The sequence below is a fragment of the Streptomyces olivaceus genome, assembly GCF_000721235.1.
Lineage (GTDB): Bacteria > Actinomycetota > Actinomycetes > Streptomycetales > Streptomycetaceae > Streptomyces > Streptomyces olivaceus.
In genome coordinates, this window is the sequence record NZ_JOFH01000015.1 from 43,642 (window position 1) to 63,804 (window position 20,163).

A 20,163-nucleotide genomic window follows, 5' to 3' on the forward strand; every position below is an offset into this window, starting at 1 on the left:
CTGTGCGTCGTGGCCGCGGTGGAGTGGACCGTAGTGAAGTGGCCCGCGGTGGAAGGGGACCGTAGTGAAGTGGCCCGTGGTGGAGCGGACCGTGGTGGAGTGCCGCACCGACTGTCCCGGCCGACGCGTGCTGCGCACCAGTATCGACCCGGCGCCGCTCACGTCAAGGCGCCCCCCTGGCGTGGGGCGGCTCAGGGGATCCTGGCGACTCCGACGTAGAAGCCGCTGCGCTCCTGCACCGGTGCCGGTTCCTCCTGGTACCACTCGGGAGCGAAGACCAGTCCCGGCGCCACGAGTTGCAGTCCTTCGAAGAAGGGCTCGACCTCTGCGCGGCCGCGCATACGCAGCGGGATCGCGCCCTTCTTGTACGCCGCCTCCGTCTCCTGCCTCAGCTCCGGATGCTGGTCCGCCGTGCCGTGGGACAGGAGCAGGAAGCTGCCCGGGGCGAGCGACTCCACGAGCGTGCGGACGACGCCGTACGGGTCGTCGGTGTCCGGCATGAAGTGGAGGAGGGCGATGAGGGAGAGGGCCACGGGGCGGTCGAAGTCGAGGAGCCGACCCGCGGGTTCGAGGATGGTCTCCGGCTGCCGTACGTCCGCGTGGAGGAAGTCGGTGGCACCCTCGGGGCTGCTGGTCAGCAGCGCTTCCGCGTGTCGCAGGACGATCGGGTCGTTGTCCGCGTAGACGACGCGGGCGGTCGGGGTGATCGCCTGTACGACCTGGTGGAGATTGGGTTCGGTGGGGATGCCGGTGCCGATGTCGAGGTACTGGTCGACGCCGTTCTTCGCCAGCCAGGCGGCGGCGCGGTGCATGAACGCGCGGTTGCGGGCCGCGTTCCCCCGTGCCTCTTCGGGGAGCGTCTCGCCGACCTTCTGGTCGACCTCGTAGTTGTCCTTCCCGCCCAGCAGCCAGTCGTAGACCCGTGCCGGATGGGGCCTGCTCGTGTCGACGGGGGGTCTGGGTCCGGTCGTACCTGCGGTCACACGTCTCTCCTCTGCGCACGACACCATGGCGATGGCGGTCGCCAGCCTAGCCCGGACGCGTCGTTCCGGCCCTGGTCGAGCGGGGGTTGGGGTTGGTCTCCGCCGACGGAGAGGTGACCGTCGTGCGGGGGCGCGGACGAGGATCGGGGTCCGGCACGCCCGCAGCCCGCATTCCGCCCCTCGGCATGCCAAGATGAGGTCCCGACAGTCACTCGCCTCGGTTGATCCGTGGGCGGCGCAGGAGTTGAGGACGGAGTCAGGCCGCATGACCTCCCTGAGCGGTGGCGAGAGCGCCGCCCACCCGAACCGGATCGACACGAGCAAGCCCCACCCCGCCCGGATGTACGACTACTTCCTCGGCGGCAAGGACAACTACGAGGTCGACCAGCGGGCCGCCGAGCAGTTCATGAAGTCGGCCCCCGAAGTGCGCGAGGGCGTCCTCGCCAACCGGCACTTCCTGCACCGTGCGGTACGGCACGTGGTGGCCGAGGGCGGCGTCCGCCAGATCCTCGACATCGGCACGGGCCTGCCCACCGAGCCCAACGTGCACCAGGTGGCACGGGCCCTGGCACCGGACACCAAGGTCGCCTACGTCGACAACGACCCCATTGTCAGTACGCATTCGAGGGCGCTCTCCGACGACCCCGACACCTCGGTCGTCCTGGCGGACCTGCGCGACCCCCGCGCCATCCTCGACCACCCCGAGGTGCGCGAGGTCATCGACTTCGACCGGCCCGTGGCGCTGGTGCTCGTGGCCGTCCTGCACTTCGTGTCGGGGGCGGAGGACCCCGTCGGCATCATGGCCACCCTGCGTGACGCGCTGCCCGACGGCTCCTACCTCGTGCTGTCGCATGCCACCGGCGACGCGCACGAGGACCGTCGGGAGGAGGCGGCGGCCGTCTACAAGAACGCCACCGCGTCGATGAACCTGCGTCCGCACGCCGAGATCCTGGATCTCTTCGGCGGCTTCACCCTGGTCGAGCCGGGCCTGGTCCGGGTCACCGACTGGCGCCCGGACGAGGTCCGGCGGCCCGATGCCCCGCCGATCGGCATCTACGGCGGAGTCGCCCGCAAGGGGGACTGAGCGCGGGCGGTCGCGGCCCGGGTCAGGCCGCCTTCCGCCGCCTCTCGCGCGCCTGCCCGATGATGTCGGCGTAGTGGTGTCCGCTGCCCTTGATGGTGCGGACCTGCGTGTCGTAGTCGACGTGGACCAGGCCGAAGCGCTTGTCGTAGCCGTACGCCCACTCGAAGTTGTCCAGCAGGGACCAGGCGAAGTACCCGGCCAGCGGTGCTCCCTTGCGGGCCGCCGAGGCGCAGGCCGCGAGGTGGGCGGTGAGGTACTGCCGGCGCTCGGGGTCGTCGATCGTGCCGTCGGGGCGGAGGACGTCGGGGAAGGACGAGCCGTTCTCGGTGACGTACAGCTTCCGGGCGCCGTACTCGTCGGTCAGGCGGAGCAGCAGGTCCTCGATGCCGCCCGCGTCGATCTCCCAGTCCATGCCGGTGCGCGGGACGCCGGCGCGCGGGACGGTGCGCACGTACGGGGCCGGTCCGGTGGAGTCGGCGGCGACCGTCTGGGGGAAGTAGTAGTTCAGGCCCAGCCAGTCGAGTTCGGCGCCGATCAGGTCCATGTCCCCGGCCCGTTCCGGGAGTTCGACGCCGTAGACCTCGCGCATGTCCTCGGGGAAGCCGCGTCCGTGGACCGGGTCGAGCCACCAGCGGTTGGTGTGGCCGTCCATGCGGCGGGCGGCGGCCAGGTCCTCGTCGCGGTCGGTGGCGGCGTGGATGGTGGAGAGGTTGTTCACGATACCGACGCGGGCGTTCGGGGCCGCCGCGCGGATGGCCTTCATCGCGAGGCCGTGGCCGAGGAGCAGGTGGTAGGAGGCGCGGACGGCGGCCGTCAGGTCGGTCCAGCCGGGGGCCATCTTGCCCTCCAGGTGGCCGATCCAGGCCGAGCAGAGCGGCTCGTTGAGGGTGGCCCAGTGCCCGACGCGGTCGCCGAGGCGTTCGGCGACCACGGAGGCGTACGACGCGAAGTGTTCGGCGGTCGCACGCTCGGGCCAACCGCCCCGGTCCTGGAGTGCCTGCGGCAGGTCCCAGTGGTAGAGGGTGACGGACGGGGTGATGCCGGCGGCCAGCAGGTCGTCGATCAGCCGGTCGTAGAAGGCCAGGCCCTTGGCGTTGACCGGGCCGTCGCCGCCCGGCAGGACGCGCGGCCACGCGATGGAGAGGCGGTAGGCGTTGGTACCCAGGCGCCGCATCAGCTCGATGTCCTCGCCGGTGCGGTGGTAGTGGTCGCAGGCGACGTCGCCGTGGTCGTTGTTGTCGATGTTGCCGGGGCTGTGCGAGAAGACGTCCCAGATCGACGGCGAACGCCCGTCCTCCTCGACGGCTCCCTCGATCTGGTACGCCGATGTGGCCGTGCCCCACAGGAAGTCGTGCGGGAGTGCGGCGAAGTCGATGGTCACGAAGGTCCTTTCGGGTTGGGGAATTCGGGTTGGGGAAGAGCATCCGGGAAGACGCCGGTCATTTCACGGCACCCGCCGTCAGTCCCGCCACGAGGTAGCGCTGGAGGAGCAGGAAGCCCGCCACCACGGGAACGCTCACCACCAGGGAGGCGGCCATGATCTGGTTCCAGTACACGTCGTTCTGTGTGGAGTAGCCCTGGAGTCCGACCGCGAGGGTGCGGGTGGCGTCGTTGGTCATGACGGAGGCGAACAGGACCTCGCCCCAGGCGGTCATGAAGGCGTAGACGGCGACCGCGACGATGCCGGGTATCGCGGCGGGCACGACGACCCGGAACAGGGCGCGCAGCGGTCCGCAGCCGTCCACCAGGGCCGCCTCGTCCAGGTCGCGGGGCACCGAGTCGAAGTATCCGATCAGCATCCAGATGGAGAAGGGCAGGGAGAAGGTCAGGTACGTGAGGATGAGGCCGCCGCGGGAGCCGAACAGGGCGATGCCGGTGGTGTTGCCGATGTTCACGTAGATCAGGAAGAGCGGCAGCAGGAAGAGGATGCCGGGGAACATCTGGGTCGACAGGACGGTGACCGAGAAGACGCGCTTGCCGCGGAACTCGTAGCGGCTGACGGCGTAGGCGGCGAAGACGGCGATGACGACGGAGCACACGGTCGCCGCGCCGGCCACGATCAGCGAGTTCAGGAAGTACTTCGCCAGCGGAACGGTCGACCAGATGTCGATGTACGGGCGGACGGTCAGGTTGCTCGGCAGCCAGTGGAACCGGCTGGAGACGTCCTCGAGCGGCTTCAGCGAGCTGGAGACCATGACGTACACGGGCAGCAGCACGAATCCGGTGAGCAGGGTGAGGAAGACACGGCGGGTCCAGAGGAAGGAGCGCGGTGCCGCCATCGGTGACCTAGACATCGGCGGTCTCTCCTTCCTCGGAGGTCCTGGACGCCTTGACGGACCTGGACGCCTCGGCGGACCCGGCGGCCGGCCGGCTCCTGGAGGACAGGAACAGGTACGCGCCCGTCACCACGAGCAGGAAGAGCAGCAGCAGGACCGACATCGCGGAGCCGGCACCGAAGTTCCAGGTGACGAACGAGGACTGGTAGATGTGGATGGAGATCAGGTCGGCGGCCTCCGGTGCGGCCTTGCCGAACAGGACGAACGGCGTGTTGAAGTCGTTGAACGTCCACAGGAACAGCACCAGGACGAGGACCTGGTTGACCGGCCGCAACGACGGCAGCGTGATGCGGCGGATCTGCTGCCACACGCCCGCGCCGTCGAGGGCGGCGGCCTCGTACAGCTCCTTGGGGATGTTCTGCAGGCCGGCCATGACGATCAGGAAGGCGAACGGCCAGCCCTTCCAGACGGACACGACGAGCAGCGCCACGAAGCTGTTGTCGCCGATGAGCCAGAAGGATGGCTTGTCGGTGAGGCCGAGCTGGTCGTGCAGGACGTGGTTCACCAGGCCGTTGTCGTGCTGGAACATGAAGGCCCAGGTGATGACGGCCGCGTAGACCGGCAGGGCGTACGGCACCAGGAAGAGCGCCCGGAGCAGGCCCCGGCCGCGGAAGGCGTCCTGCATGCAGACGGCGGCCGCGGTGCCGATGAGCCAGCACAGGCCGACGGACAGGACCGTGAAGGCGCACGTGACGAGGAAGGAGTGGAGCAGGGCCGCACCGACGGGGGCGTCGAAGTCCACCGACATGCTGTAGTTGTCGAGGCCGTTCCACGGTGCCAGGGTCCAGTCGCGGACGTAGAACTGGGTGAGTTCCTTGAAGCTCATCACGATGCCGATGACCATCGGCACGAGGTGGACGAGGAGTTCGAGGAGCAGGGCCGGCAGGAGCAGCAGGTAGGGAAGGCCGATGCGGCGGATGCGCCCGGGCGGGCGGCGGCGTTCGCGCGCCGCCCCCGGCGAGCTCGTGCCGGCCGTCCGCTCCCCGGGCTGCGCCGAGGCGGTCGTGGTGGTCATGGCGAGTTCCGTGTCCGTGTCGGGGTGGGCCCGGGGCGGGCGGCCGGGGCCGTGGTCGGGGTGCTCACTTGTTCGGCATCTGCTGCTGGGCCTTGGTGAGCTTCTCCTTGACGGACTCGGTGGTCACCGCGCGTCCCGCCGCGGCGTCGGCGAAGAGTTCCTTGACGGCGGTGCCGACGGCGGTCTCGAACTGCGACTCGTCGGGCACCTGGGGCAGCGCGGCGGCGCTGTCGGCGAGGGTCTCCCGCAGCACGGCGGTGGCCTCGGTGTTGAACGCCGGGTCGGTCTGGGCGGCCTCGACGGACGGGATGGATCCGTACGCCTTGTTGAGGATCTTCTGCTCGGCGTCGCTGGTCATGAAGTTCACGAACGAGGTGGCGCCGTCGATGTTGTCGGTGTTCTTGAACACCGCCATGTTGATGCCCGCGACCATGGAGTTGGTGGCGGTGCCCGACCCGGGGTTGCCGGACTGGACGGGCGCGGGGGCGACGCCCCACTCGTCGTCCTTCATGCCCATGCTCTTGAAGGTGGCGGACGCGGTCTGCCACAGGACCATCGCGGTCCTGCCCTTGGCGAAGTCGCTGAGGGACTGGTTCTGCGCGTACTCCGCGTTGCCGGGCGCGACGACCTTGTCCTCGGCCATCAGGTCGACGTACTGCTTGACGGCCGCGACGGCGCCGTCGGAGGTGAAGTCGGGCTTGCCGTCGGCGGTGAAGAAGTCGGCGCCGCGCTGCTTGGCGAGGACGAATATCTGGTGGATGTTGTTGGACAGGTTGGAGCCCTCGGCGCCGAGGCCCCACTTTCCGCCGCCGGAGACCTTCTTGCCGGCCTCGACCAGTTCGTCCCAGGTGGCCGGTGGCTCGGTGATGCCCGCGTCGGCGAACATCTGCTTGTTGTAGTAGAGCGCGTAGGACATCGAGTAGAGCGGGATCGCGGCCGGGTCCTGGCCCTTGACGCCCGTGGAGGCCAGTGCGGCGTCGACGAAGCGGTCCTTGCCGCCAATCTTCCGGAAGTTCTCGGCGTCCCAGGGCAGCAGCGCGCCGGTGGCCTGGAGGGAGGCGCTCCAGGAGTTGCCGATGTTCATGATGTCGGGGCCCTGGCCCGAGGTGGTGGCGGTGAGGATCCGGTTGAGCAGGTCGGACCAGGGCACGACCTCCAGCTTGACCTTGATGCCGGTCTCCTTCTCGAACTTGTCGAGTTCGGGCTGGAGGACCTTCTTGTCGACCTCGATGCTGGCGCCCTGGTTGGAGGCCCAGTAGGTGAGCTCCTTCGGCGAGTCGTTGGACCCGCCGCCCGAGGAGGAACCGCCCCCGCAGGCCGAGGCGGCGAGAGCGAGAGACAGGGTGACGGCGCCTACGGCCGCGGCTCGGATGCTGCGCATGGCTCCTGGGTCCTTCCGGCAGTCGGTCGGGGATCCCCGACGGGCGGCTTCAGGCGGTTAACTTCCCGAAGTCCCTCATGACTTAATTCAGGACGTGAGTTAAATCCCGAGAGAAGGGCCCGTCAAGATGTCGCGCGCCACCGAACGGCGGGCGGGTCGGGGCGACTTCGGGGCCCGACGGGCCGGACAGGCCGGGTGGACGGTCGCTGACCTGCGGCATCCGTGGTCTCGGAGCCCTGCCGCCGTTCTGCAACGTTTGGGTCTCGACTGCCCGACGTGCGGCTCCCGCGTCGTGCTCCGCGGTCGGGCCGGGACGGGTCGGGTTCAGGTTTCGCAGGCGCCTCCGCGGTGGAACACCGGGCCGGCCGTTCGTGGGAAGGAGCGGCGCAGGCGGGACCCGGACCGGAGGCGGTCGGCTAGGCCGAGTCGCGGATCACCAGCTCCGGGGCGAAGACCACCGACGTCGGGTCGGTGCGCCCGCCGAGGATGTGCTCGTCGAGGAGGCGGGCCATCGTGGCCGCCATCTCCTCCACCGGCTGCCGGACGGTGGTCAGCCGTGGCCGGCACGTGACGGCGATGCTGGAGTCGTCGAAGCCGACGACCGCGACGTCCTGCGGCACCCGGCGGCCGTGGTCGCGCAGCACCTGGACGGCGCCCTGGGCCATCAGGTCGTTCCCGGTGAACAACCCGTCCAGGTCAGGATGTTCGGCGAGCAGCGCGGTCATCGCCACCATGCCGCTGTCGACGGTGAAGCCGCCCTCGGACACCGGAACGCAGGGGTGGCCGTGCCGGGCGAGCGTGTCGCGGAAGCCCGCCAGCCGCTCCTGGCTCGCGGCGACGGCCAGCGGCCCCGCGACGGTGGCCACGCGCCGGCAGCCCCGCTCCAAGAGGTGCCCGGCGGCGAGCCGGCCGCCCTCGCGGTGATCCAGGTCCACATGGCTGAGCGGGACCGGGCGTCCCGGCCGGGCGAAGAGCACCGCGGGCAGCCCGGCACCGGCGAGCAGGGCGGGCAGCGGGTCGTCGGGGTGTGTGGAGACGACCAGCGCGCCGTCCGCGCCGCCCTGTCTGAGGTAGGCCACGACCTCCTGGCGGGTCTCGGGCGTCTCGGCGAACATCAGCACCGGGTGCATGGAACGCGGTCGCAGGTGCCCGACCACCCCGCCGACGACCCGGCCGAAGAACGGGTCGGCGAACACCCGCGTGGCGAACGCGTTCTGCTCCGCGTCCGAGACGTCCGGGTCCGTGGCGTCGCCCGCGCCGGAGACGACCAGGGCCACGGTGGTGGTACGCCGGGTGACCAGCTGCCTGGCGGCCTGGTTGGGCGCGTAACCGGTGCGTTCGATGGCCCGGCGGACCAGGTCCTGGATGGCCGGGTCCACGTTGCGGACGCCGTTGACGACCCGAGAGACGGTGGCCCGGGAGACGCCGGCCTCTCGGGCCACGTCCTCCAGGGTCGGGGCCTGTCTGCTCATGCCCGCACCCTAACCGGCGAGGTCCGGCGCGTGGTAGAGCGCTCTCCGTCGCCGCCGGCCCTATCCGCCAGGCCCGGGCGACCGGACGACCTCCAGGTCCGCCACCAGCGGCACCTCCCCCGCCGACCGCCCCGCCAGTACCCGCCAGCGCCCCGTCTCCGTGTGCCAGCCGCCCTCCTCCACCGACCAGTGCCGCAGCGCCCGCGCCGGGATCCGCACCGCCGCCGCCGCCGTCTCGCCGGGGCGCGCGCGGACGGCTGCGTACCCGGCGAACCACCGCACCGGCCGCTCCACCGCGGACCCCGGCCGGGCAAGGTACACCTGCGCCACCTCCCGGCCCGCCCGCGGACCCGTGTTGCGCACCCGCACCCGCACCGTCAGGTCGTGCCCGGCCGGGGTCACCGGCGGCACGGTCAGCTCCTCGTACGTCCAGGTCGTGTAGCCGAGTCCGTGCCCGAACCAGTAGGCGGGGGTGCGGTGTTCGCGCAGCCAGCCGCGGTGTCCGACGTGCAGTCCCTCGTCGTACGCGAGGCGGCCGTCGACCGGCCGGACCCGGGCGACCGGGGCGACGGCCAGGACGGCGGGCCAGGTGGTGGGCAGCCGTCCGCCCGGTTCCGCACGTCCGAAGAGCACATCGGCCACCCCACCTCCGCCCTCCTGCCCGGGGAACCAGGCGAGCAGCAGCGCGCCCACCGCGTCCCGCCAGGGCAGTTCGACCGGGCCGCCGCTGTTGACAACCGCCACGGTGCGCGGGTTGGCGGCCGCGACGGCGCGGACCAGCGCGTCCTGCGTGGCGCCGAGCGAGAGAGTCGTGCGGTCGTAGCCCTCGGACTCGCCGTGTTCGGTGGTGCCGACGACCACGACGGCGGCGTCCGCCACCCCCGCCGCGCGGGCGGCCCCGGCGAGGGCCGCGGCGGCGTCGGGGGCGGGCGGCGCCGCGCTGACGACCGTCGCCCGGCCGGTGCCGGGTGCCAGTTCCCGGCGGGCCACGAGCAGGACGCTCCCCCCGGCCGCGAGGTCCGCCGTGGCGTACTGGGCGGGCGGGTTGACGTGCACCACCGCCGGGTCGTCGGTCGGCGGAGGGAAGTCGCCCTCCAGCAGAGGGTGTCCGTCCAGGAGCAGACTCATCCTGCCGAAGCCGGCCACGCCCAGGGTCCAGCGGCCGCCGGTTCCGGGCCGTAGCCGGGCGCCGACCTCGACCGTGTGCGCGCCCGGTACGAGGCGGGGCTCCAACAGCCGTCCGCTGTCCCGTCGTTCGGCGTACAGCTCGTGGCCGTCGGCGTCCAGCATCCGCAGCAGTACGCCGGGCAGTCCGGAACGCGGGTCGGCGCACGCGTCCCGGTCCAGTGGGGGCGCGGGGCCGTCCGGGCGGGGCCCGGGGACGTGGACGACGCGGGCCCCGCTGCCCAGGGCGGCCCGGACACCGTCCAGGACGGACACCTCGTCCTGCGGGAAGACGCCGGCGCTGCCGCCTCCCTGGGTGCGGGTGCTCGCTGCGTGCGTGCCGATCACGGCGACGGTCCGCAGGCGGTCCGGGTCGAGCGGCAGGACGTCGCGGTTGGCCAGCAGGACGGCACCGGCGGCGACGGCGCGGCGGACCAGGGCCCGTACCCGGCGGGGGCGCGCGGGGGACGGGGCCGGCGGCGAGTCCCGTCCGCCCAGCGCTCCCAGCCACGCCGCGAGCCGCAGCAGCCGCCGGACCTTGTCGTCGACGGCGGCCTCGGGCACGTCGCCGTCGGCCACGGCACGGGCCAGCCCCTCGCCCCAGGGACCGCCGGGTCCCGGCATGGCGAGGTCGAGTCCGGCACGTGCCGGGCCCACGGTGTCGCGCACCGCGCCCCAGTCGGAGACGACGACGCCGTCGAAGCCCCACTCGCTCTTCAGCGGGTCGGTGAGCAGGTCGCTCGCGGTCAGGGTGGTGCCGTTGACCGCGTTGTACCCCGTCATGACGAGGCGGACCCCCGCTGCCACAGCGGCCTCGAAGGGGGCCAGGTAGACCTCCCGCAGGGCCCGCTCGCCCACGTGTACGTCGACGGTGAGGCGGTCGGTCTCGGAGTCGTTGGCCACGTAGTGCTTGGCGGTGGCGGCGATGCCGCACGCCTGGACACCCCGGACGAGCGCGGCGCCGATCCGGCCGGTCAGCTCGGGGTCCTCGGAGAGGCACTCGAAATGACGGCCGCCCAGCGGAGTGCGGTGGAGGTTGAGGGTGGGGGCGAGGAGGACGTCCACGCCCTTGCGCCGGGCCTCGGCGGCGAGGAGGCCGCCGAGGCGTTCGACCAGTTCTTCGTCCCAGGTGGCGGCGAGCGCCGAGGCGGAGGGCAGCAGGACGGAGGTGTTCCGCTCGTCCCAGGCCTCGCCCCGTACGCCCGCCGGGCCGTCGGACATCACCAACTCCCGCAGGCCCACCGCTGGTTCTGCTCTGGTGCGCCAGGTCGTGGCGCCGCCCGGCAGCAGCGCGCGGGCGCGCGGTGTCAGTTTGCCGAGCAGCCGGTCGATCTCTTCCTCGCTCGTCCCCACCCGGTCCCTCCCCTTCCTGGACGCGTCGGCGATGGACGTCTCGCAGCGGACGCGTCAGCGATGGACGCCGCACACGGTCGCGTCACCGACGGACGCGTCACCGACCGACGCATCAGCTGAAGACGCCGAACTCGTACAGCGAGTAGCCGTACCCCGTCCCGCGTGCCGTGCCGTTGACGCGCACGTAGCGGCCGGTGCCGGCCGCGTCGAGGGTGTCGACGCCGCCGTTGCCGTCGGTCACCGTCGCCACGGTCTGCCAGTTCTGCCCGTCGTCGGAGGTCTGGACGGTGTAGTCCCTGGCGTAGGAGGCCTCCCAGTACAGCTGCACGTGCCGGAAGGCGGTGCGGGTGCCGAGGTCCACCTGGATCCACTGCGGGTCGCTCCAGTCGCTGGCCCACCGTGTGTCCGGGTCGCCGTCCACGGCGTTTGCGGCCGGGCAGGGGCAGTCGCCGTAGCTGGGCTGGAAGGAGGAGGCGGTGGCCGGCTTGCCGAGGGCGACGTCGGTGCCGTCGACGGCGGGCGGCACGACCCGCGCCGAGAGCGTCTCGACGCCGACGTTGCCCTTGCCGTCGGTGGCCTTGACGTACAGCTTCCAGACCCCGGGCCGGTCGGGTGCGGTGACCTGGAGGCGTCCGTCGCCGAGGTCGGTGGCGGGCAGCGTGGTCAACTGCTTGCCCTGGTCGATGTAGTTGCTGTTGGCCAGCACTTCGTACGTGACGGGGTCGCCGTCGGGGTCGGTGGCGCGCGCGGTGAGGACCAGGTCCTTGCCCGCCTGGACCTGCCCGGCGCCGCCCTCGACGCCGAAGCCGGAGACGACCGGCGGGGTGTTGTCGCCGGAGGTGTCACCGCCGTAGGCACGCTTCACGGCGTAGTACGACAGCCGCTTCTGTCCGGCCGGCAGCAGGTTGAACCAGATGCCGCCGAAGTCGTACTCGGTGCCGTAGTGGAACAGGGTCGCGCCGAGGGCGACGCCGCGGTGCCCGGTGACGCAGTTCCACGCGTCGGTGTATCCCTCGGCCTTGGCCTGGTCGGTGGGCTCCTCGGGTACGCCGTTGGCGTCGTCCGGTACCTCCCACTCGCCGGGCGGTCCCGACTCGGTGACGATGTACGGCTTGGTGTAGCCGCCCTGCTCCCACGCGGAGCGCACGTCGCACACGGCGTCGTAGGCGTTGACGGCGTACAGGTCCAGGTCGGGGGCGTTCTTCTGGTAGTAGGGCCAGGCGCCGACCCACGCGTCGGTGGAGGTGACCGGGTGATTCGGGTCGACGGCGTGGATCTTCTTGGCGACGTCGTTGACGAAGGTGGTGTAGGCGTCGCGCTGGCGCTCCAGGTCGTCGCCGCCGTAGCAGTTCTGCAGGCCGAGCACCGACTCGTTGCCGACGTTCCACATGAGTACGCCCGGGTGATCCTTGTACTCCTGGACCCAGCGCGGGAACTCGGCGAGCATCTCGTCCTTGTACGCGGTGTCCGTCAGGTAGTCGACGCAGCCGCCGCTGCCCGGTCCGCCGCCGGGCTGGAGCCAGAAGCCGGCGATGACCTTGACGCCGTGGGCGGCGGCGGAGTCGAGGAGCGGGCGGCTGCTCGCGTCGGTGCCCCAGGTGCGCACGGTGTTGACGCCCATGGACGCCAGGTCGGGCATGTAGCGCTCGGCGTCGGCGGGTGACGGCCCCCAGGTGAGGCCCTTGACCTGGTACGGGCTGCCGTCCACGGTCAGTTGCCAGTCGCCCTGGCCGCCGGTGACCTCGACGACGCTGGCGGCGGCGTGCGCCTGCTGGGCGGGCAGGGCGGTGAGGGCGCCGACGGCGAGCAGGCCCGCGGTCACGGGGGCGGTGAGTCTGCGGACCCGGGTGGAAGGGGTGGGTGTGCGGGGTCGGCTCATGCGGATGCGTCTCCGGTCTCGGTGGGGGGGGAGCGGCCCGGCCGTGGCGGAGCGTGGACGGCCGGGCCGCTCCCGTGGGGGGATTCGGGCCGGTTCGTGGTGTGACGGGGAGAGAACTCGGGGCGGTTCGTGGTGCCGGGAGGCTCAGGGCAGTGCCTGATGCGAGGAAGGGGGGAGGACTCAGGGCAGTTCGTAGTCCTCGTTCAGCGCCGCTCCCGCCTCCGGGTGGGTCTGGTCGTAGCCGCGTGCGTCGCACTGGAGTCCGCCGACGATGCAGTGGTCGACCAGGGCACCGAGGGTGGGTTCGTCCCAGGCGTTGAAGAAGTCGTAGTGGAACGAGTAGCTCGCGCCACTGGCCAGGCGTACCTGGGAGAGGTCGCCGTTGACCGGGAAGGCCATCTTGAACTCGATCATCGGCAGCGCGACCGGGTGGTCGGCCGGGCAGGCGTTGTCGTTGGTGCCGGGGCTGACCACGGGGTACGCCATGTGGCTCTGGTGGTCCGGCGTGTCCAGGTTTTTCCCGTCCCAGCAACTGGGCGCCTGGAAGCGGATGTTGACCTGGACGTCCTGGCGCTCGGGGCAGTCGGTCGGGAAGTCGACGTTGAAGAAGCTGTCGCCGCACTCCCAGCCCTCGACGAAGCCCGGGTGGTCGCGGAAGTCCTGGGCGCTCTGCATGGGACTGGCGACGACGTACCGCAGCCCCTTCGGGAAGGGCCGCACGCTGGTGTAGTCGGTGACGCCGGCCTTGTAGTAGATGGTCTGCGGGCCGACCGGGAGCACCGGGCGGTCGCCGTCGTACATGGTCGGCATCCAGTAGCCGGAGCGGTCTCCGGGTGCCAGACAGGTGGTGGACCCCGCCTCGAGCGAGGCCGTGGTGCTGTGGGCGTCGGTCGTCGTGTTGCCCATGAACGTGTGGTCGTGCGACTTGCCGGGCTGCTGCGGGTAGACGATCGGGTCGTCGGGAGCCGTGTGGCTGACCGCGCAGTTGGCCTGGAACTCGTGGAAGTAGCGGTGCGGCGGCGCCTCCGCAGAGGAGGAGACACCGGTGACCGGCGGGTCGGCGGGGATGTAGCCGTCGCCGTCCGGGTCCTGTGGCGAGGAGGCGGTGGAGACCGCCATGGTGTGCCCGGCGTACGCGGCCGGTGCGGAGGCGGTAGCCGGGGTGTGCGCGTTGGCGGCGACCGTGCCGATGCCGACCGAGGTCAGCAGTAACGCGCTCGCGACGAGGGTGCCGGACAGGACTTTCGATCTCCGTGGCATGGAGACCTCCTGAGAAGTCGGGGAAATTCTCGGAGAGCGCTCTCCCGACTCGGAGTGTTGGCGGCCCGGAGAGAGGTGTCAAGGGGTTGGACGGCACGGCCCGCAGAAGGGCAGGCGGGCGAGCCAACGCGCGTTATGTCCCCACTTGTTGAACACGGTTCATGAGAAACGGTCGTAACTCTTGACGTCTCGCGGCGGGCGGATGAAACATGCACATCCAGAGAGCGCTCCCCCACCCCCACATCGTTCACTTTCCGAACAAGGAGAGTCGCCCCCCATGCCCTCTTCCCCCACACACTCCCCCACGCCCGAACCCTCCGGTGTGCGGCGGCGCGCCGTCCTCGGCGTGGCCGCCGCGGTTCCCGTACTGGCCGGACTGGCCGGTGCCGGGGCCGCCGCCGCGGACTCCGGCGACAGCGCCGGCCGCAGCGCGGGCGACAGCCCCCGCGCGCTGCCCGGCGGTGGCGACCTCGGGCCGAACGTCATCGTCTTCGACCCGTCGACCGCCGACATCCAGGGCAAACTGGACGAGATCTTCAAGCAGCAGGAGTCGGCCCAGTTCGGCACCGGCCGCTACGCCTTGCTGTTCAAGCCGGGCAGCTACAGCGGCCTCAACGCCCAACTCGGCTTCTACACCTCGATCGCGGGCCTGGGCCTGTCCCCCGACGACACCACCATCAACGGCGACGTCACCGTCGACGCGGGCTGGTTCGACGGCAACGCCACGCAGAACTTCTGGCGTTCGGCGGAGAACCTGGCCCTCGTCCCGGTCAGCGGCACCAACCGCTGGGCGGTCTCGCAGGCGGCGCCCTTCCGGCGCATGCATGTGCGCGGCGGCCTCAACCTGGCCCCGGACGGCTACGGTTGGGCCAGCGGCGGCTACATCGCCGACAGCCGGATCGACGGCAACGTCGCCCCGTACTCGCAGCAGCAGTGGTACACGCGGGACAGTTCGGTGGGCGGCTGGGAGAACGCCGTCTGGAACATGGTGTTCTCCGGCGTGGAGGGTGCTCCCGCGCAGAGCTTCCCCGAGCCGCCGTACACCACCCTGCAGACCACACCGGTGTCGCGGGAGAAGCCGTTCCTGTACCTCGACGGCGACGAGTACCGCGTCTTCCTGCCGGAGAAGCGCACCGACGCGAGCGGCGTCTCCTGGGGCAACGGCACGCCGCGCGGCACCTCGCTCCCGCTGTCCCAGTTCTACGTGGCGAAGCCGGAGGACTCCGCGGCCACCCTCAACCAGGCGCTGGAGGAGGGGCTGCACCTGCTGCTGACGCCGGGTGTCTACCACGTCGACCAGACCGTCGACGTACAGCGCGAGGGCGCGGTCGTGCTGGGCCTCGGCTACGCCACGCTGATCCCCGACAACGGTGTCACCGCTCTGCGGGTCGCCGACGTGGACGGCGTACGGCTGGCGGGGTTCCTCATCGACGCCGGGCCGGTCAACTCGGAGACGCTGCTGGAGGTCGGGCCCGAGGGCGCGTCCGCGGACCACTCGGCCAACCCGACCACCGTGCAGGACGTGTTCATCCGGATCGGCGGTGCGGGTCCGGGCAAGGCGACCACCAGCCTGGTCGTCAACAGCCGGCACACCATCGTCGACCACACCTGGATCTGGCGCGCGGACCACGGTGACGGTGTCGGCTGGGAGACCAACCGCGCCGACTACGGCGTGGTCGTGAACGGCGACGACGTACTGATGACCGGCCTGTTCGTCGAGCACTTCAACAAGTACGACGTGCAGTGGAACGGCGAGCGCGGCCGCACGATCTTCTTCCAGAACGAGAAGGCGTACGACGCTCCCGACCAGGCCGCCATCCAGAACGGCTCGATGAAGGGGTACGCCGCCTACAAGGTCGGGGACGACGTCACCGAGCACGAGGGCTGGGGCATGGGCAGCTACTGCTACTACAACGTGAACCCGTCCATCGTGCAGCACCACGGCTTCGCCGCGCCGAACACGTCCGGGGTGCGCTTCCACGGGCTGCTCGTGGTGTCGCTGGGCGGCGAGGGGCAGTACGAGTGTGTCATCAACGACATCGGCTCGCCCACGTCGGGAACGGACACCGTGCCGTCGAAGGTCGTGGAGTACCCCTGAGACCCGGGGAGACGCCGTAGGGGCTGCCCCGCATGGACGGGGCGCCCCCGTGGGCGGCCGCACCGCGTCTTCCTGCGGGTGCGCGCAACGCGGAACGCCGGTCGGGATCTCTCCCGACCGGCGTTCCGTGACTGCTCTTGTGTCCGAGGGGGGACTTGAACCCCCACGCCCGTTAAAGGGCACTAGCACCTCAAGCTAGCGCGTCTGCCATTCCGCCACCCGGACCAGGTGCCTGTCGCGGTGCGGGGGTGTGCCCCGCGGCGACATGGACAACCATACCAAGGTTTCGCAGCACCTTTCACCTGCGTTTCCTTCCCCTGGGCGACGGTCCGGGACGGGCGGCCCGAGGGGGCCGGTCTCGCACCGTGAGTGATCGTACGATCACCTGTAGTCCGCTTCGGCGGTGCCGGCCGCCGTCACGGCATCAGGTGGTGGTCCGGGAAGTTCCCCGGCAGCCGCTCCCCCGCCGGGCCGCGCGTGACGGCGCGCACCAGCAGTTCGCCGCCCACGAAGGCACCGCGCCAGGAGGCGCCGTGTCCGCCGAACAGCTCGTCCCGGTCGCCGCGCGAGCGCGGTACGCCGTGGCCCACCTTGAAGGCCCGGATGTGCGGCGCGAGCCGCCCGAACGTCGCCGGGTCGTCCGTGGAGACCGTGGCGACCAGGGCGCCGTTGGAGGCGTTCATGGCGGCGAGCAGCTCCGCCTCGGTGTCGACCAGGACGACGGTGTCGACCGGGCCGAACGGCTCGGCGTGGTGCAGCGGCGAGGAGCGGGGCGGGTTCAGGAGGGTGACGGGCTGGACGTAGGCCGAGGTGTCCTGGCCCGGCAGGAACCGTGCGCCGGCCGCGCTGCCGCGGTGCAGGGGGACGGCGCCGCGGTCGACGGCCTCGGCGACCTGGTCGTGCAGCTCCTTGGCCTTGGCCGCGTTGATCACGGGCCCGAAGTCCAGCGCCGGGTACGGGGCGTCCGGCGCGTCGACGGCGAGCGGATGGCCCACGCGCAGGGTGCGGACCGCCGGGAGGTACGCCGTGAGGAACGCGTCGAACAGCCGCCGCTGGACGACGAAGCGCGGGTAGGCGGTGCAGCGCTGCTTGCCGTAGTCGAAGAGGCGCGGGATCACCGCGGTGAGGGCGTCCCAGTCGCTGAAGTCCCAGATGCCCCAGGTGTTCAGTCCCTCCTGTTCGAGGATGTGCCGTTTGCCGAGGTCGGTGACGGCGGTGGCGACGGCGGCGCCGGTGTCGCGGCCGCCGACGAAGGACACGCAGCCGATTTCCGGCGCCCGGACCAGGGCCGGGGACAGTTCGCCGCCGGTGCCGCTGACGAGGGTGAGGGGAAGCCCTTCGCGGGCGGCGAGCGCGCAGGCCAGGGTGAGGCAGGCGACGCCGCCGTCGGTGGGGGTCTTGGCGACGACCGCGTTGCCCGCCAGGGCCTGGACCAGCATCGCGTGCACGAGCACGCTCATCGGGTAGTTCCAGCTGGCGATGTTGGAGACGGGCCCGTCCAGCGGAGCGCGCTCTTCGAGCATGCCGTCGATGCCGTCGAGGTACCAGCGCACGCCGTCCACGGCCCGGTCGACGTCGGCCTGGGCGAGGCGCCAGGGTTTGCCGATCTCCCAGACCAGGAGCAGCGCGAGCAGTTCCCGGTGCCGGGCGAGGGCGTCGAGGGTGGCCGCGACGCGGGCGCGGCGTTCGGGCAGGGGGACGTGGCGCCAGGCACGGTGCTGGTCGAGCGAGGCGCGTACGGCACGGTGGGCGGTGGTTCCGTCCAGGCGGGGCGGGCCGGTGACCGGGGTGCCGTCGACCGGGCTGGTGGCGGGCAGGACCCGGCCGTCCGCCCGCCAGGCCGCGTCCCAGAGGTTGAGGACGCGGTCGTCGCGGAAGGCTTCGGGCGCGACGGTGCGGCAGCGCTGCCAGGCGTCGGCCCAGGAGCTGCCGGGCTTGAGGGCGAGGGCCGGGCCGGCGGGCGTCATCGCGCGGCCCCGTCCGGTGCGGTGCCGCCCAGTACGGCGACGACGTGCCGCGCGGTCTCGGTCGGCGTGTCCCCGACCCGTACTCCGGCGGCCTGGAGGGCTTCCTTCTTCGCCCGTGCGGTGCCGGAGGAGCCGGACACGATCGCGCCCGCGTGGCCCATGGTGCGGCCCTCGGGTGCCGTGAAGCCGGCGACGTAGCCGACGACCGGCTTGGTGACGTGGTCGCGGATGTACGCCGCCGCGCGTTCCTCCGCGTCGCCGCCGATCTCGCCGATGAGGACGATCAGTTCGGTGTCGGGGTCGTCCTGGAAGGCGGCGAGGCAGTCGATGTGACTGGTGCCGACGACGGGGTCGCCGCCGATGCCCACGCAGGTCGAGAAGCCGATGTCGCGGAGTTCGTGCATGAGTTGGTAGGTGAGCGTGCCCGACTTGGAGACCAGGCCGATGCGGCCGGGTCGGGTGATGTCGGGCGGGATGATGCCGGCGTTGCTCCGGCCGGGGCTGATGAGACCAGGACAGTTGGGACCGACGACGCGGGTGCCCCGGGCCGCGGCGTACGCGGTGAGGGCGACGGAGTCGTGGACGGGGATGCCCTCGGTGATGACGACGGCGAGGGCGGTTCCGGCGTCGACGGCCTCGACCACCGCGTCCTTGGCGTGGGCGGGCGGCACGAAGACGACGGTCGTGTCGGCGCCGGTGTGCTCGACGCCCTCGCGGACCGAGCCGAAGACCGGGACGGCGCGCTCGTCGAAGTCGACGGTGCGGCCGGCCTTGCGCGGGTTGACGCCGCCGACCACGCGGGTGCCGGCGGCCAGCATGCGCCGGGTGTGCTTCATGCCCTCGGCTCCGGTCATGCCCTGGACGAGGATCTTGCTCTCCTTGGTGAGGTAGATCGCCATGTCGTCCTGTCTCCTTGTCGTCCTGTCTTTCCGCCGTCCTGTCTTTCTGTGTGCCTGTGTGCCTGTGTTCCTGTCTTCCTAGGCGGCGGTGGACGCCGCGGTGGCGAGTCGGGCGGCACGGTGGGCGGCGCCGTCCATGGTGGTGGCCTGTTCGACCAGTGGATGTGCGCGGGCGTCGAGCAGGGCCCGGCCGCGGGCGGCGTTGTTGCCGTCGAGGCGGACGACGAGCGGCTTGGTGAGCCGGACCTCGTCCAGGGCCCTGACGATGCCGTCGGCGACCGCGTCGCAGGCGGTGATGCCGCCGAAGATGTTGACGAGGACGGACTTCACGCCGGGGTCGGAGAGGACGACGGCGAGTCCGTCGGCCATGACCCGGGCCGAGGCGCCGCCGCCGATGTCCAGGAAGTTCGCGGGCCGGGCGCCGCGGCCGGCGACGGCGTCGAGGGTCGACATGACGAGTCCGGCGCCGTTGCCGACGACGCCGACCTCGCCGTCGAGCCGGACGTAGTTGAGACCCTTGGCCGCGGCCCGCACCTCCAGCGGGTCGGACCCGGTGGCGTGCGCGTCGCCCCGACCGGGGTGGCGGAAGCGGGCGTTGCCGTCGAGGGTGACCTTGCCGTCGAGCGCCACGATCCTGCCGTCGGCCGTCCTGGCCAGCGGGTTGACCTCGACGAGCAGGGCGTCCTCGCGCACGAGCACCTGCCACAGCCGTACCAGCGTGTCGACGGTCTGCGGGGGCAGTCCCGCGGCGTCGGCGATGCGTACGGCCGTGGCGGTGTTCACGCCCGCGGCGGGGTCGACGGGGATGCGGGCCACGGCCTCGGGCCGCTCGGCGGCGACCTGTTCGATCTCCGTGCCGCCCTCCGCGGAGGCGACCGCGACGAAGCGGCCGGCCGCGCGGTCCAGGACGTAGGAGACGTAGAACTCCCGCTCGACGTCGCACGGTTCGGCGAGCATGACCGTGCCGACGGTGTGGCCCTTGATGTCCATGCCGAGGATGTGCCGGGCGGCCTCCTCGGCCGCGGGCGGGTCGGCGGCGACGCGCACGCCGCCCGCCCTGCCACGCCCTCCGGTCCTCACCTGCGCCTTGACGACGGCGCGTCCGCCGAGTGCGCGGGCGATCTCGCGGGCCCGTTCGGGCGAGTCGGTGATCCCGGCCCTCGGCACCACGATGCCGTGTGCCTCGAAGAGTTCCCTTGCCTGGTGTTCGTACAGGTCCATTCCGGCTCCTGACTGAAAGTGCCGCACGCCCCCTGGACACCACCCACCGGA

The 20,163-nt window shown here is 71.7% G+C and carries 14 protein-coding genes and 1 tRNA gene; 2 read left to right on the forward strand and 13 right to left on the reverse strand.

Features of this window, described 5'->3' with window-relative positions:
- Positions 1-191 precede the first annotated feature (191 nt).
- Positions 192-983: an SAM-dependent methyltransferase gene (locus IG94_RS0117955; RefSeq protein WP_031037333.1), complete on the reverse strand. Its 792-nt coding sequence runs from the start codon at positions 981-983 to the stop codon at positions 192-194.
- 265 nt (positions 984-1,248) lie between these two features.
- On the opposite strand from IG94_RS0117955, the gene IG94_RS0117960 reads away from it, so the two are divergent.
- Positions 1,249-2,067, forward strand: coding sequence for an SAM-dependent methyltransferase (locus IG94_RS0117960; protein WP_031037337.1), 819 nt, complete (start codon positions 1,249-1,251; stop codon positions 2,065-2,067).
- A 22-nt stretch (positions 2,068-2,089) separates the two neighbouring features.
- On the opposite strand, the gene IG94_RS0117965 is transcribed toward IG94_RS0117960, so the two are convergent.
- The 8 genes from IG94_RS0117965 to IG94_RS0118000 form a co-directional block, all read right to left on the reverse strand.
- Positions 2,090-3,448, reverse strand: coding sequence for a GH1 family beta-glucosidase (locus IG94_RS0117965; protein ID WP_031037340.1), 1,359 nt, complete (start codon positions 3,446-3,448; stop codon positions 2,090-2,092).
- 58 nt (positions 3,449-3,506) lie between these two features.
- Entirely contained in the window at positions 3,507-4,361 is an 855-nt protein-coding gene (locus IG94_RS0117970) for a carbohydrate ABC transporter permease (protein ID WP_078536162.1), read from the reverse strand.
- Positions 4,354-5,418, reverse strand: coding sequence for a carbohydrate ABC transporter permease (locus IG94_RS0117975; RefSeq protein ID WP_031037345.1), 1,065 nt, complete (start codon positions 5,416-5,418; stop codon positions 4,354-4,356). Before IG94_RS0117975 ends, IG94_RS0117970 begins: the two co-directional genes overlap by 8 nt.
- A 64-nt stretch (positions 5,419-5,482) precedes the next feature.
- Positions 5,483-6,799, reverse strand: a complete 1,317-nt coding sequence (locus IG94_RS0117980) for an ABC transporter substrate-binding protein (protein ID WP_031037348.1) — start codon at positions 6,797-6,799, stop codon at positions 5,483-5,485.
- A gap of 416 nt (positions 6,800-7,215) precedes the next feature.
- Entirely contained in the window at positions 7,216-8,271 is a 1,056-nt protein-coding gene (locus tag IG94_RS0117985; RefSeq protein ID WP_031037351.1) for a LacI family DNA-binding transcriptional regulator, read from the reverse strand.
- A 60-nt stretch (positions 8,272-8,331) separates the two neighbouring features.
- A complete protein-coding gene (locus IG94_RS0117990) occupies positions 8,332-10,788 on the reverse strand; it encodes a glycoside hydrolase family 3 C-terminal domain-containing protein (RefSeq protein WP_031037354.1) in 2,457 nt (818 codons plus the stop codon).
- 112 nt (positions 10,789-10,900) lie between these two features.
- Positions 10,901-12,667, reverse strand: coding sequence for a discoidin domain-containing protein (locus IG94_RS0117995; RefSeq protein WP_031037357.1), 1,767 nt, complete (start codon positions 12,665-12,667; stop codon positions 10,901-10,903).
- Positions 12,668-12,847: 180 nt separating this feature from the next.
- Positions 12,848-13,927, reverse strand: a complete 1,080-nt coding sequence (locus IG94_RS0118000; RefSeq protein WP_031037361.1) for a DUF1996 domain-containing protein — start codon at positions 13,925-13,927, stop codon at positions 12,848-12,850.
- 277 nt (positions 13,928-14,204) lie between these two features.
- Between IG94_RS0118000 and IG94_RS0118005 the strand changes: the two genes are divergently transcribed.
- Positions 14,205-16,025 (forward strand): hypothetical protein, encoded by a 1,821-nt coding sequence (locus IG94_RS0118005; RefSeq protein ID WP_031037364.1) that lies wholly within the window; start codon positions 14,205-14,207, stop codon positions 16,023-16,025.
- Between the two features lie 140 nt (positions 16,026-16,165).
- On the opposite strand, the gene IG94_RS0118010 is transcribed toward IG94_RS0118005, so the two are convergent.
- The 4 genes from IG94_RS0118010 to sucC form a co-directional block, all read right to left on the reverse strand.
- Positions 16,166-16,250: transfer RNA gene (locus IG94_RS0118010), tRNA-Leu, on the reverse strand.
- Between the two features lie 191 nt (positions 16,251-16,441).
- Positions 16,442-17,992, reverse strand: coding sequence for an aldehyde dehydrogenase family protein (locus IG94_RS0118015; protein ID WP_031037369.1), 1,551 nt, complete (start codon positions 17,990-17,992; stop codon positions 16,442-16,444).
- A complete protein-coding gene (gene sucD / locus IG94_RS0118020) occupies positions 17,989-18,891 on the reverse strand; it encodes a succinate--CoA ligase subunit alpha (protein WP_031037372.1) in 903 nt (300 codons plus the stop codon). The genes IG94_RS0118015 and sucD overlap by 4 nt, the downstream gene beginning before the upstream one ends.
- 78 nt (positions 18,892-18,969) lie before the next feature.
- Complete coding sequence (gene sucC, locus IG94_RS0118025; protein ID WP_031037374.1) at positions 18,970-20,112, reverse strand: ADP-forming succinate--CoA ligase subunit beta; 1,143 nt, start codon at positions 20,110-20,112, stop codon at positions 18,970-18,972.
- Between the last annotated feature and the right edge of the window lie 51 nt (positions 20,113-20,163).

Bases quoted from the DNA above. Each gene is read 5' to 3' on its own strand.
- IG94_RS0117960 (WP_031037337.1), top strand. From the start codon at position 1,249: ATGACCTCCCTGAGCGGTGGCGAGAGCGCCGCCCACCCGAACCGGATC.
- sucC (WP_031037374.1), bottom strand. From the start codon at position 20,112: ATGGACCTGTACGAACACCAGGCAAGGGAACTCTTCGAGGCACACGGC.
- IG94_RS0117985 (WP_031037351.1), bottom strand. From the start codon at position 8,271: ATGAGCAGACAGGCCCCGACCCTGGAGGACGTGGCCCGAGAGGCCGGC.
- IG94_RS0117970 (WP_078536162.1), bottom strand. From the start codon at position 4,361: ATGTCTAGGTCACCGATGGCGGCACCGCGCTCCTTCCTCTGGACCCGC.
- IG94_RS0117975 (WP_031037345.1), bottom strand. From the start codon at position 5,418: ATGACCACCACGACCGCCTCGGCGCAGCCCGGGGAGCGGACGGCCGGC.
- IG94_RS0118015 (WP_031037369.1), bottom strand. From the start codon at position 17,992: ATGACGCCCGCCGGCCCGGCCCTCGCCCTCAAGCCCGGCAGCTCCTGG.
- sucD (WP_031037372.1), bottom strand. From the start codon at position 18,891: ATGGCGATCTACCTCACCAAGGAGAGCAAGATCCTCGTCCAGGGCATG.
- IG94_RS0117995 (WP_031037357.1), bottom strand. From the start codon at position 12,667: ATGAGCCGACCCCGCACACCCACCCCTTCCACCCGGGTCCGCAGACTC.
- IG94_RS0117980 (WP_031037348.1), bottom strand. From the start codon at position 6,799: ATGCGCAGCATCCGAGCCGCGGCCGTAGGCGCCGTCACCCTGTCTCTC.
- IG94_RS0118005 (WP_031037364.1), top strand. From the start codon at position 14,205: ATGCCCTCTTCCCCCACACACTCCCCCACGCCCGAACCCTCCGGTGTG.
- IG94_RS0118000 (WP_031037361.1), bottom strand. From the start codon at position 13,927: ATGCCACGGAGATCGAAAGTCCTGTCCGGCACCCTCGTCGCGAGCGCG.